Origin of the sequence: Aquimarina muelleri DSM 19832 (assembly GCF_000430665.1) — a bacterium.
GTDB classification, from domain to species: Bacteria; Bacteroidota; Bacteroidia; order Flavobacteriales; family Flavobacteriaceae; genus Aquimarina; species Aquimarina muelleri.
Genome location: NZ_AUML01000031.1, coordinates 39,984 through 52,968 on the forward strand (window position 1 = coordinate 39,984; position 12,985 = coordinate 52,968).

Here is a 12,985-nt window from a genome sequence, read left to right on the forward strand (position 1 = left end):
TGACAGCAGGAAGGCGTGATGACTTTTTCAAAAGGTTAGAACCTAGTAATTAGTGCTAGGACTAGTTATAATTTTTTAAGTTCATAAGTATATTTTTCTAGTTCAGGTTCATTATTCGTTCTTGCTATTTGAATAGCTTTTTTATACCATTTCTTTGTTTCTTTAATTTTCCCAATTGACTTATAATAATTTCCTTTTTCAAAATGCAAAATTGAAGCATCTGGGAATTTTAAAAGCCCTGCTTCTAAAATTTCTAAAGCATCCTCTAATTTATTATTCGTAAGAAAAAATGTTGTAAATCTATAGAACCAAGTAGCATTACTAAAATTATTCGCAATGAATGTTTTTCCATCAAATTCTTTAACTAACTCATCAAAAATTTCGAAATCATTCTCTCTATAGGATAGCATAAAGAGATAGCGTTTGGTATCGTTATGAACATCACCTGCAATTTGATATCTGTTCCCTCGATTGTTATAATGCTCTCTTAATGCAGTTATGCCACCGAAGTCGCTAAATTCTTTCAATGTATAAAATCGGATTGGTTCATAGTCACTAAAAAATAGTTTTAATCCTTCATTTATAGTTATTAATGGAGTTGTATAATGATTCTCGTCATTAGAAAGATTGTATTTCCATTGAATATTTTTTGTTGAATGTACTTTAAAAATGGAATCTAGAGAAAACATTGATTCTGTTGCCCAATTTTCAACAGTTCCTAGAACTGAATATAGTTTTAGATTTTGTTTAGGATTACTTTTTAACCGTTTATTTACCGTTTCCAATCGTTCTTTTGATATATGAGTGGGGCTTGATAAAAGAAAACCTTTAAACAAAGAGGGATTATTTGCAAAAATCTCAATACCAAGACCTGCTGCCATTTCCCATCCAAAATAAATGCGTTCATCGAGTGTCCTATATTTAGCATCAATTTCAGGAATCAGTTCTTTGTTCAAGAATTCGATAAATTTAGAGGATTCTTTATAAAATAAATTTCGTCTTTTTTGAGAGTCTGTATTAATTCCAACAATAATAAACTCTGGAACAATATTTTCCCAAGTGAGGTTTTGCTGAAATGCAATTCCGTTCAAAAAGTATCGTTGTGCATCTAATACATAAAGGATAGGGTATTTGTTTGAATTGTTTTGGTAATTTGTAGGGAGGTATATTTGAATTTCTCGCGCTTCTTGTAGAATATCAGATTTTAGAATTATTGAATTACCAAAAGCTTTTGATTGGTTTATATTTTGACTATAAATTTGGTTTATTGTTAAAAATAAAATTATTAGGATGTAAATTCTTTGCATATATTTTTAATTAAAGGTAACGATTTTTGGTATGCTTACAATAGCGTGCTTAAGTACCTAATCTAGCAAATAAAAACTGAATAGGAAATCTGTGAAGATTTTTGTAAGTAGATTATAGTCAATTAATTAATTGTGCTCGTTGTTAGTTACTTGCTTTTATATTCCACCTAAAAATTCCTTTTTCTGTTATCTTTGCGCCAAGTCTATTGTAGAATTCAATTGCTCTTACATTATCTTTTTCCACCTCCCATTTAATCAAACTTATATTTTTTTCTTTGCAAATATCTTTTGCGTGATTCATTAACTATAAGCCAACTTTTTGGTACCTATATTCTTTCCAAACAAATAAATCATCTAATTTCATGTATTCTCCACCATTCCATATTGAATAATTCCAAGTATATGAAGGATAGCCAGCAATCTGACCATTAAATTCCGCTATTATGGCCCCAAATTTTGGATTATTATTAAAACCGGAATTCAGCATTTCCTGCTTGTCTGTTAGAACATATTCTTCTTGATTGTGAAATCTTGCAATTCCCATAATCAAATCAAATAATGTATCAACATCATCCTTTGTTGTGTTTCTAGTTTTAATCATCGTTGACTTTTTGATATTCAAAATCGGATGGAACTTATATAAGTCCACACAATGAAAAAGATTTGTAAAGGGATTCTAAACCACAAATAATTAACACCATGTCCATCAAATGTTCCTTTTTGGTAATTTATAGTATTTATAGAAGAATAAATATTGGCAGGTAGCATTAGCAGAAGAAAAATAACAAGTGTCCATCCAGATATATCTTTTAGTTTTGGAATTAGAAGACCTATTGCTAATAAGATTTCAAACAGTCCTGTTAGGTAAACAAAATTTTCTTTAAAAGGAATAATATTAGGTATCATCATTGACATTCCCTTTGTAAAAATAAAATGCCCTATTGCTGTAAATACAAGCATAATTGACATTGCAATTCGCGCTGATAGCGCAAAATCATATTCTTTTTTAACAAGTTTTAAAATAAAAAATGAAATTGCAAAACTTACTATTAGTACTATTAATGGTTTCATCGTTTTTCTGAATTATTAAAATACAAAGGTCAGAAAAGAACAAATAAAAATAATGAACCCAAGTTAAGTAATACGTTTTCTTATTCTACTCAATGCTTGTGGAGTAACTCCGATATAAGAAGCAATATATTTTAATGGGATTTGTTGTAATAAATTTGGTCTGTCAGAGAATAAGTCCAAATAGCGTTCTTCTGCTGTTCTACTTAATAAGGAAAGTTCTCTTTTCGATTTTATTAAAAACATATTTTCAGCCATTTTTCGACCAATAATATTTCCGTTGTTTGTTTTTTCATAGACTTCTTGCAGGTCTTTGTTTGAAATTTTCCACAAGATTGTTTCTGTTAACGTTTCAATTTGATATTCAGAGGGACTTTGCGTTAAAAGAGAATCATAGGCTGTAACAAATTCATTGTCAAATAAAAAACCGAAAGTTAAATCAGATTCTACTCTTGGAATATAAAGTCGGATGATTCCTTTTGAAATAAAGGATAAATAATTTTCAACTTTACCGATTTGTAATAACGTAGTATTTTTTTTTAATTTTACTTCTTGAAGTTTTGAAGAGAAAAAATCCCAGTCAGAATTGTTCATTGGAGAAATAGTATCAATAAACTTCCTAATTTCGTGCATTTATGTGTTTTTTTAGCTTGTGGCTAACCCGTTATATCCTCACAAATATATTTCTTTAACTGCTTTATTCTTTCGTATATCAACACTTTTTTATTGATACCCTTTAACCAACTAGTTTTCAATGTTACACACAATGTGTAGCTTCAGAAGGGTTCCCTTTATGAAATCCAGATGGTAAAACTCCTCGTAATTAATTATATTCAATGGCAGTATTTTTTATTTGACTGGTTCTCTAAGAATTGTTTTGAGCTTATGGGGTACTATTTTATTGAAGTCTGATAAGTATATTTCGTGATGCAATCCATTTCTTTTTAAATTGTTTGTTTTCATATACTCCTGAATTTGTTTCAACGTTTCAGGTTCGTTTGCAAATGGGCCCACATGTAGCATTTGAACCACCTTTCCTTCTTCCATTTCGTAAAACTCAATATCTGTAGCTAATTGAATTTGCTTTTTAGTTACAACAGTTTGTATTGCCGATATCAATTGTTCTCTGGTAACAAATTCAGGCATTCTAATCATTATTCTATAATTCCATTCGCTTCGTGGTACTTTTAAAGATGCTTCCTCCATTGAAAGACCTTTGTGTTTGTTCTCGTCAAAACTCCATTGTCCCTGAAGTTTGGCTACTACAAAATCATTATTTAACGCTTTGCATAAAAATTTTACGGCATAAGCTGTTGCGTACAAAGCTTGTACCTTGTGTGAAAATACCTTACCTGATGGATCGCCTATTCCTGTTATTGATAAAAACTGTGCTTTCTCAATTATCAATAATTCAGGTTTATTTTTAGCGTTATAATACGCTTTGTATTGCTTTTTTAAATCTAATTTTTCCATTTTTATTTGTTTAGATTACAAAGTAAAGCATGAAGACTGTCAACCCTATGTCATTCAAATAAGTGATTTATTTTAAAATCAAACAATTCTCCTATCCTAATTTATCTAAACCTTTTAAGGCTTGTCTCTTCCTACAAAACGTTCTTTTCCCAATAAAAAGTTCACAGCCCTAACAATGTTCTTATCAATACTCTCTTCTGTTTTCAGATAGGATATGTACCGCACTATTTCTTTTCTTAGTGAAGGTGTTATTTGTTCAAACTTACGCTTGGCTTCTTTATTTTGATTGAGCGCTGCTATCAATTTGGGATGTGGGGCTATTGTTCTGTCCGATGGGTCGTACTCAATGGTTACTTCTATAGTTTCCCCAATACGTTTGGGAGAGTTTTTAAGCATGGTTGTATTGATGTAAAGTCGCCACAGACCGCTGTATTTGACTAAAGTTTGCTGATAAGCTAACTTATTTACTGTTCCTTTAATTGAAATAAAGCCTTTGTCTTTGCCAGCTTGAATGAAGATTTTAGACAAAATTGATTTAGGCACTTGGACATAAGGATTGATTCCTATTATTTCTATGATTGCATTAAAGGAAAAGCTTTTCATTTTAATAATTACTGATGATCGTTAAATTTATTATCCACCCAGTTTGTATTATTAGCTTTCTTTTGTTGGGTTAGCCAATATTCTTCAATGGTAAACTGATGGGGTTCAAACTTTTCTGGTAAACTTATAATAGTTTTCATTCTGTCGATTCTAAAATTCCGAAACTCATTTCTTAATCTACACCAGGCTATCACTATCCAATCTTCAGAAAAGCTATGATAAATAGCAAAAGGTTCTATTTCACGTAGAATTGGCTGGGTGTCGGACTCTTTTTGATATGTTATTTTTAATACATTAAAATTGGTTAGGGCACGTTGCATTACAGATAGAAAATTGCTTGTTTTTTCGTTTTGCCAATTCCTTCCTATGACTGTTCTATTGGCTAGAAAATCAGCTTTTATTTTCTCATCATTTCTTAATACCGCTTTTACTTTACTAATGGCATTGTTGAATTCTTTGATTAGAGATTCATCCTTGGTTTTTGCCATCATTTTTTCAGCAAAAATTAAGGCATTAGCTTCTGATTCGGTAAACATGACTGGTGGAATTTTATACCCATCCATTAACGTGAACCCTTTACCTTCAACAGATATAATGGGAACATTGGCTTTTTCAAGAGCGACTATATCTCTATAAACTGTTCTTTTACTAATATTGAATTCCTCAGACAGTTGTTCTATGGACACATATAAATTAGACTGTAATTTTAAATGAATGGCAGTTAACCGAGAAAGTCTTGAAATGTTATCTGTGTACGCCATGCCTGTAGAATTTAAATATTAACTGTGAATTTAGGTTTTACAAGTGAAATCTCATCAGACAGAGTTTCAATTTTAAAACCATTCTCACGGACTATTTTTATTATAGTATTATTGTCTAAAATCTTAACACCAGTATCTATCCTTAAAATACAATCACAGTCTTCTAGGTCAAAATTAACCCTGTAATTTGAAAACAAAGTTTTGATTTGTTTCACTATCTGTTTTGCTTGTTGCCTCTTTTGTACGTTTGTTTTATATATTTCTATCATTTTTATAACCATTGCATTATTATTCTACAAAGAAAACTACCAAGTGTGACAACCCTTTGACAGTTGACTTTTAATCAAGTGAATAATTTGTATTTTCTTTTCCTATTATAAAAACACTACCTGCTGGATCCATAATCCAATGATTTTCTTCAGGTATTTGCTCTAACTCATCACAAGTATTAATTCCATTTGATTTCAAATATTCTGTTGCTTTCTCAACATCTGGTGTTTTAAGCTCTAGCCATGTTTCTGAATGCGTGTAATTGTCCACACAGTCCAACCAAATTATATTATTCCCAAATTTAACTTCGTAAGTTTTTGAAACCGTAGGGTTTTTAATTGCTTTTTCAGTCACTTCCAATTTCAATATATTTCTATAAAAACTGACGGTCTGCTGATACTTTGATTTAGGGATTTTGATGGCGATATTAATTCCTCCTGTAAATTTGATGTCATTCATTTGCGTATTATTTCTTTTGCTATAATTAGTCTGCAGTTTATTTCAATTTTTTATTTTAATTTCCATTTTCTGACTATTTCCGAATTGAAGCCATCTTTATCTTTCGGATTAGGTAGACCTTTTTCAGTAGTTATTAAATCATATAGACTTTTCTTGATATAGTTGCTCCAAGCATCTTCGCATATTTGATAACACTCATATTCAGGCACAAGTCCTTTATGTGTGAATTTGACTTTGGTTTGGCTATCGTTTGTTGAAATCTCAAAAGCCAATTGCGTATTGATCCATTCGCTTTTATCTTTTGTAAAGCTAAACTGATTATCTATAATATGATAAACCAATTTTCTATTAGGAACCATTTCTATAAGTTTGATTTTGCATAAATGAACATCCTTATAATGATAGAAAAATTCTTCATTGAGTTGGTTTGTTTTACCTTCTATGTCCTCTGACCACCATCCTTTAAAATTTTGGATGGCTTTGAATACTATCTCCGGTGATTGCTCGACTAAAATTGTAGCCGAATAATTTTGATTGTCCATAATTTCCTCATTTTTTATTTTTTAATACAATTTCTAAGTTTTTTAGTTTACTATTCCAAAATTTATCAAAGTAGTTTAGCCAAGTTTTGAGCTCATTAAACCCTTCTTGATTTAAAAAGCAATGTCGTTCCCTGCCTATTTCTTGAATAGAGATAAAACCTGCCATCTCCAATATTTTAATATGCTTTGACACCGCTGGTCTGCTCATTTCGAAATTTTCTGCTAATGAATTAATATTCTGTGTGTCTTTGACAAGCATTCCTAATATCTGTCTTCGACTTGGATCTGCAATTGCTTGAAAGGCATCAAGAGTTGGTATTGACATTTTATTCCGATTTTATATGGTTGAACATTTTTTGAATATTTTTGTCCCAACCATCAAACATTGCGGTAAGGATTGAACCATTCTCTTCTTTAAATCCACTGTGAACAAGCCTTAATTCAGTTCCATTATCTTTGCTTTCCAAGGTCCACTCAACAATGGTATCAAATGTTACTTTATTTTTACTCGAGCCGCCCTTCCAGCTATAAACAAGTTTTTTAAGAGGAGTAATCTCTAAAACTTTACAATAAAAAATTCCATCAAGTGCCAAGCCTGGTACCGGATTTGTTGTAAACTTAAACTCATGTCCTACAATTGGCTCAAAATCATTAGGCATTAGCCATTTTTCGATTAGCTCTGCTTTTGTCAAATATTCCCAAATAACTTCTACTGATTGGTTATAAAACCACTTGTGCTTAATTTCTGTTTTCATAAATAAGTAACTTTAAGGTTACGCAAATTTATATGTAACTTTTAAGTTACGCAAATATTATAACTGTTTTTTATAGGCTAATTGAAATTCCTTTATGCATTGTTTTTAATTTTGTCCAAGATTTTTACAATAATTGGCACGTCAAGACCATTCTTTAAAATTTGCTTTGATATAATCAATTGCTTCATCAGTACGATTATAGTTGGTGTTTTCCTGTTTAGCTTGTATTTTGAGTTTTATAGTGCAAAAGTATGTTGCTTTTGCAGGTGATAAAACCCGATTCTCGCTGAACATATAAATTTAGAAGATAATTTTAATTTACGTCAAAGTGTCTCTTTAGTCAGCAATAAGTATATCATTAAATGGGAAAAGAAAAGAATAATTATAAAAGCCTTTAGGGCACAGTTCAAGGAAGTAAAAAATATAGAATTCTTCTTCTTTAGATGGACTACAACATTTAGTCTTTATCCAGTAAATAGTTTGGTGATTTAATTTTCCTGTAGTTGCATGCTATATTTCAAGCAGATATAGTCGTATTATCTATATCTATTTTCTTTATAAAATCCTATAATCAAATAAATATACTATCAAAGTTAAATAACTCCATAGGATTTAGACTAATTTCAGAATTACAAAAAGTTGTTTAAGGTAAAACCATTTATAGTATGTGGTCTTATGCTTTTTGATAATTAATAAAAGCTTAATAATAACATTAACTTAAGATAATTAATAAAAGAGGCTATTCGTAAAGATGGATTTTACTTTTATACCCTGAAAAGAATACCCCCTAATTATGATCTTAAATATTCCAAAAATACTTTTACAGAAAAACATACCCTTATTCTTATTATTAATTTGTTTCTCTCATTTCATAGCTGAAAGTCACGAAAATTATAATGATTCAGATTCTTTAATATTGAAAAACTCTATTCAAAAAGGATTGTTAAAGAATAATAGTATCAAAATTAATGTTAATAAATTGGAAAAAGAAGCCCATGTTTATAATAAAACACAAATATATTCCCCTGATTTCAGTTTTGGTAGCATAACAAAAGAATTTCCGCTATTTGTAGCGGCTGAAAATGCAAGAACTGAAGCCCAATCAGTATTTGAAAAAATTGAAAACTCAGAAAATTGGATCTCTTCATTTTCAGCGGATAACGGTTTGGTGTTACCTGTAGGAATAAAAGAAGTTGTAAATGAGGTAGAATATCAATTGGCCTTTGCAGAGGCTCAATTCGGCATGGAGACTATCTTTAAAATTTTTGCAAAAGTTGTACTACCGCAATCTGATAAAGATGGAAAACCTATCGAATTATTTTTTGGAGCAAATAATATAAAGCTATCCAAGCAAGGAGGGCTTATAGGTAACGGCAGTGCCGCAGGAAATGCTAATCTTGTATTATTAGGAGATGTGCAAATCCCCTTTCATACAGAAAATTGGTCGTTAACCTTAAATGGTTCTGATAACTATACCAATTTGAATCTGCAAAAAACATCTTATGTATCCATAGACTGTAAAGGTGTAACCGATATGAGTATTGATGGTGAGGTTTATATTTCAAGAAATTTATTAGAGCCTTTACAAAATAACGGAGAACCAGTATTAGATAATACCGAAAGAGTAAAGGCGTCTTTTACAGCAACAGCAACTTCTTGGAATGACCTGATTGTTAGTGTTGAATTGCCTCCTTTTTCTATTGCAAATCAAGCGGATAGATTTATGTTTACTAGTAATGAAGCTGTTTTTGATTTCAGCGATAGTAGAAATCCAGAGAACATAAATTTCCCTCAATATTATAAGGATAGCGGTATATTACTACCAGACGAAAATACATGGAGAGGTATTTGTATAAAATCATTACAGGTTGGATTACCCAAGGTATTTAAAACACATCATAGTATCACTAGTAAAGATAGGGTATATTTCAAAGCTACGGATTTATTGATCGATAATTATGGTGTTTCAGGAGATTTCTCTGCAAAAGATGTAATTTCTATCGATGATGGAATTACATCAGCACCAATTGGATGGCCTATATCTGTGTCTGCTATCAATCTTGTATTACAAAATAATAGTATTATCAAGTCTAAATTTTCTGGCGGTATACGCCTTCCTATTTTTGACAAAATAGGTTCTTCATATAATGATGATAATGGGGTTTTAAAAGACGATAAAAACACATCTCTTTTGCAATATGAAGGAATGATTTCTGATGAGGAATACAGTACTGCGATAACAACATTAGAAGAAATAGGTGTCCCCGCTTTTTTGGCTACAATAAAAATGAGAGCAGGATCTTATATAAAAATGCCTGTCGTAAACAATAATTTTAGACCAGAAACCAACTTTAATGGGATGATGACTACTATCATCTCTTCTTCAAAACAACGAGAAGCAGTAGACGGTGCCAAACATTCCTATACTACAGATGCAGGAGAAACAGAAGAAGGAACAAACACTATTCGATTTAAAGGGCTAACCTTTGAAGGCTTAAAAATGAAAACCAAAGACACTTTGTTTACTATTGATTATTTAGGATATACTGAGGGAGTATCTTTTAAAAAAGGAGGTTTTTCTGTTTCGTTAGACGCAATTACTTACAAAAATAATCCAGAAAAAAAAGAAGGTAGGATAGGATTTAACATAAGTCTTGGCCTTGAAAAAGAAAAAAATATGCTCTTTCTAGCAACAACTAGGTTCGATATCATTTCAGAAACTAAAATCGAAAATAATACAATAAAATTGGTATATAAAGATTTTAAATGGTCAAAAATAGCATTCAATGCTAAATATGCTCTCTTGGGACTTAAAGGAATTTTAAGAATGACTTATGATGATCCTGTTTATGGTAATGCTTATGCTGGTGATGGAGAATTTAAATTAGATTTTAGTAAAAGAGAAAAAAATAAGGATAAAGAAAACGGTGCTACTAATTTTTTTAGAGGAAAATTTAAAACGATTATGGCAGACGATATGTCTTTTTATTATTTTGATGGTTCTGCCGAATTTCCAACAGGTTTTCCTATTGGTCCATCTGGATTTCATGTAAATGGTTTTGGTTTTGGTTATTTTGATAATATGAACCGAAAAATGGATCCTAGCTCAGCCAGTGCAAAAGGTTCTCCCTCTGGATTTTCATATGCTCCTGCCGAAGGGCGATATGGATTTAAATGCATGGTATTTGGTTATTTTGCAAATAGATCACTTTTTAGGCTTGGTGCTGGTCTTGAGTTTAATATTAATAAAAGTGGGGGATTAAATAGCTTGTCTTTTATAGGACAAGCTAGAGGGTTAAATAAAATGAAAGATAGTGGCTTTCCCTTTAAAAATAAGCTTGTAAAACAATTAGCAAACTACGAAAAATTAGCAAAGCCTAAAAAACCAGTAAATAGTGAAAAAGATATCGAAGGGAGAATTAAAAGTGAGGTTAGAGACACTAGGTCATTGTCAGAAAGAGCCTCTCAAGAAGCGGCAGGCACCGATGTAACCGATTCGCAATCCTTGCCCGATGTAGATGGTGTAGACGCTTATTTATTTGGTCAATTTGATTTTGAGAATCAAGCAATTAGTATGCATTTAGAGGTTTATGCCGATATAGCAAAAGGAATTATTATAGGTAGAGGTAAGGGGACCAAAGCAGGAGAAGGCATCTTACAAATAAATAAAGATACTTGGTATCTACACTTTGGGAATCCTATTAACCAAATGGGGCTTTCTACTGGATTTGGAGATTTTAGAATTGATTATGGAGGGTATGTCATGTTGGGCGAAAATCTTCCTAAAGCTACGCCTCCTCCTTATCGAGTAGCTACTATTTTAGGAGATAAGTTAGGAGTTTTAAAAAGCAAACGAAATAACCATAGTCTCTCTACGGGTACTGGAGCTGCTTTTGGTGCGGGATTAGAATTTGATACAGGTAATTTATTATTTGGACCGTTATATGCTCGTTTTACTGCAGGAATAGGATTTGATGTCTTACTAAAAAAGTACGATAATGTAATGACTTGTAACGGGATATCACCTATAGGAAGTAATGGGTTTTATGCCACAGGACAATTTTATACCTATATGCAAGGTGAACTAGGTATAGGAATTGATTTATTTGGAGGGTACAGAAGGTTTCCTATCATCAAAGGAGGGGGTGCTTTTCTAGGAAAGACAGGAGGTCCTAATCCTACCTGGTTTCAAGCTAGATTTGCCGCCAACTACAATTTATTAGGAGGCTTGATAAAGGGAAGAATTAATGAAGATATTACTATTGGAGACGTATGTAATCCAGTTCCTGATAATGCATTAGGGGTAGAAATAATTTCAGATTTTAGTCCATCAAATAACGATTCGAATGTAGATGTGTTTACATCTCCACAGTTAGCTCTCACTATGGCGGCAAATACCCCTATCCAGATACCTGATGTAAATAAAGAAACTAAGACATATAAAATAGAAGTTAAAACATTTAGTATTACCGACAGTAAAGGAAAAAAAATAGACGGAAAACATAAGTGGAACCCTGAAAATGACAGAATCACCTTCGAATCTACTGATATTCTTCCTCCCAACCAGGAACTTACAGCAAAAGTAGAAGTTGTTTTTGAAGAAAAAATAGATGGGGTTTTTAGAACATTCAAAGTAAATGGAGAAGAGTTTATTGAAAAGAGAACTCATACGTTTACTACAGGCGATGCTCCTAGCTATATTCCATTAAGTAACATACAATACTCATATCCAGTAATTAATCAAAAATTATTTTACCGTAATGAACACCCGACTGGATATGTAAAACTAAAAAAAGGACAAGATTACTTATTTGAAAATGCACAATGGAAAACTCAGGTAAAATATACTGATTCCTTAAACAATACTAACAAAAAGACAAGTCTTCAATACCATAGTACCAATAACGAACTATCATACAATATCCCTAAGGTTGATAAGGAGAAAACCTATACTATAAAGATGGTGAGTACACCAATTAGAAGCACAAATAAAACTAAAGACACTTCTGATCATGATATTGCCCAAAATGATACAACTACCGGAAGCACTATTACTATTAAAAAAAATAAAGCAGAAACTGTAATTAAGGATGGTGAAATTGAACGACTGAGCTATAGTTTTAGCTCTAGTAAGTATACTACTTTTAAAAACAAAATGAAATCAATTACTACTCACCAAAACTTTATTGGCAAGGTATATATTGATGCTATCTATTTGTCTTCGACTATAGCTTCTCACGATGAAGGATTCGATATTGTAGAATTAGAAGGGAGTACCTATTCTGAGAATAAGCCACTTGTAGCTGTTAACGCAACACTAGAGGATGATTATTTTAAACAAGATATAGCTCCTATGCTATATACTAATTATCCTATAGCTGGTAAATATACCTTCAGACGTAATACGGCTTTGCTTGGTACAGCACCTTCAAAAGCAATTTCTGTACGAACCAATTATATAGCAAGCCTTAAAAAAGATACAGATACAGAGTGGCGTTTAAAAAGTTTTCCATATAAATATATGCTTCCAAAAGCATATAGAGATGATTTTGAGGATATCATGACCCATATCAGTGATGATTATTACAAAGGTATTTTAACCTCAGGCGATGATGCCTTACAATTTCTTGATAATAGATTTGGATTTATGAGAGAGGGTACCTATCGCACACGCCTTAGTTATGTGCTGCCTGGCGGAATTAGAAAATCATATTCTTTATTTGATTTTAAATATTAACTCAATGGTT

Annotated in this window: 14 protein-coding genes; 1 reads left to right on the forward strand and 13 read right to left on the reverse strand. The window is 31.6% G+C overall.

Annotation, left to right across the window (positions count from 1 at the left end; genetic code table 11):
* Window positions 1–65 precede the first annotated feature (65 nt).
* From H527_RS22100 to H527_RS22120, 13 genes are all read right to left on the reverse strand, one after another.
* Window positions 66–1,307, reverse strand: a complete 1,242-nt coding sequence (locus H527_RS22100) for an alpha/beta hydrolase-fold protein (protein ID WP_051316757.1) — start codon at window positions 1,305–1,307, stop codon at window positions 66–68.
* Between the two features lie 142 nt (window positions 1,308–1,449).
* Window positions 1,450–1,608 carry a GNAT family N-acetyltransferase gene (locus tag H527_RS24425; RefSeq protein WP_211235736.1) on the reverse strand — a complete coding sequence of 53 codons (159 nt, stop codon included), beginning with the start codon at window positions 1,606–1,608 and terminating at the stop codon, window positions 1,450–1,452.
* 3 nt (window positions 1,609–1,611) lie between these two features.
* Window positions 1,612–1,908, reverse strand: coding sequence for a GNAT family N-acetyltransferase (locus H527_RS24430; RefSeq protein WP_211235737.1), 297 nt, complete (start codon window positions 1,906–1,908; stop codon window positions 1,612–1,614).
* Between the two features lie 17 nt (window positions 1,909–1,925).
* Complete coding sequence (locus H527_RS0113180; RefSeq protein ID WP_027413149.1) at window positions 1,926–2,378, reverse strand: DoxX family protein; 453 nt, start codon at window positions 2,376–2,378, stop codon at window positions 1,926–1,928.
* A gap of 63 nt (window positions 2,379–2,441) precedes the next feature.
* Window positions 2,442–3,008: a Crp/Fnr family transcriptional regulator gene (locus H527_RS0113185; RefSeq protein ID WP_027413150.1), complete on the reverse strand. Its 567-nt coding sequence runs from the start codon at window positions 3,006–3,008 to the stop codon at window positions 2,442–2,444.
* 216 nt (window positions 3,009–3,224) lie between these two features.
* Window positions 3,225–3,848, reverse strand: a complete 624-nt coding sequence (locus H527_RS0113190) for a GyrI-like domain-containing protein (protein ID WP_027413151.1) — start codon at window positions 3,846–3,848, stop codon at window positions 3,225–3,227.
* 114 nt (window positions 3,849–3,962) lie between these two features.
* The gene (locus H527_RS0113195; protein WP_027413152.1) at window positions 3,963–4,451 is read right to left on the reverse strand and encodes a YdeI/OmpD-associated family protein; all 489 of its coding nucleotides are present in this window, start codon (window positions 4,449–4,451) and stop codon (window positions 3,963–3,965) included.
* Window positions 4,452–4,459: 8 nt separating this feature from the next.
* Window positions 4,460–5,212, reverse strand: a complete 753-nt coding sequence (locus H527_RS22110; RefSeq protein WP_051316758.1) for a helix-turn-helix transcriptional regulator — start codon at window positions 5,210–5,212, stop codon at window positions 4,460–4,462.
* A gap of 11 nt (window positions 5,213–5,223) precedes the next feature.
* Window positions 5,224–5,481: a hypothetical protein gene (locus H527_RS22115; RefSeq protein WP_189457534.1), complete on the reverse strand. Its 258-nt coding sequence runs from the start codon at window positions 5,479–5,481 to the stop codon at window positions 5,224–5,226.
* A gap of 70 nt (window positions 5,482–5,551) precedes the next feature.
* Complete coding sequence (locus H527_RS0113210) at window positions 5,552–5,941, reverse strand: VOC family protein (protein ID WP_027413153.1); 390 nt, start codon at window positions 5,939–5,941, stop codon at window positions 5,552–5,554.
* 50 nt (window positions 5,942–5,991) lie between these two features.
* On the reverse strand, window positions 5,992–6,483 hold the full coding sequence (locus H527_RS0113215) for an SRPBCC family protein (protein WP_027413154.1): 492 nt from the start codon (window positions 6,481–6,483) through the stop codon (window positions 5,992–5,994).
* A gap of 7 nt (window positions 6,484–6,490) precedes the next feature.
* On the reverse strand, window positions 6,491–6,808 hold the full coding sequence (locus H527_RS0113220) for an ArsR/SmtB family transcription factor (RefSeq protein ID WP_027413155.1): 318 nt from the start codon (window positions 6,806–6,808) through the stop codon (window positions 6,491–6,493).
* A gap of 1 nt (window position 6,809) precedes the next feature.
* Window positions 6,810–7,238: an SRPBCC family protein gene (locus tag H527_RS22120; protein WP_051316760.1), complete on the reverse strand. Its 429-nt coding sequence runs from the start codon at window positions 7,236–7,238 to the stop codon at window positions 6,810–6,812.
* Between the two features lie 793 nt (window positions 7,239–8,031).
* On the opposite strand from H527_RS22120, the gene H527_RS0113235 reads away from it, so the two are divergent.
* Complete coding sequence (locus H527_RS0113235; protein WP_027413156.1) at window positions 8,032–12,975, forward strand: hypothetical protein; 4,944 nt, start codon at window positions 8,032–8,034, stop codon at window positions 12,973–12,975.
* Window positions 12,976–12,985: the final 10 nt, after the last annotated feature.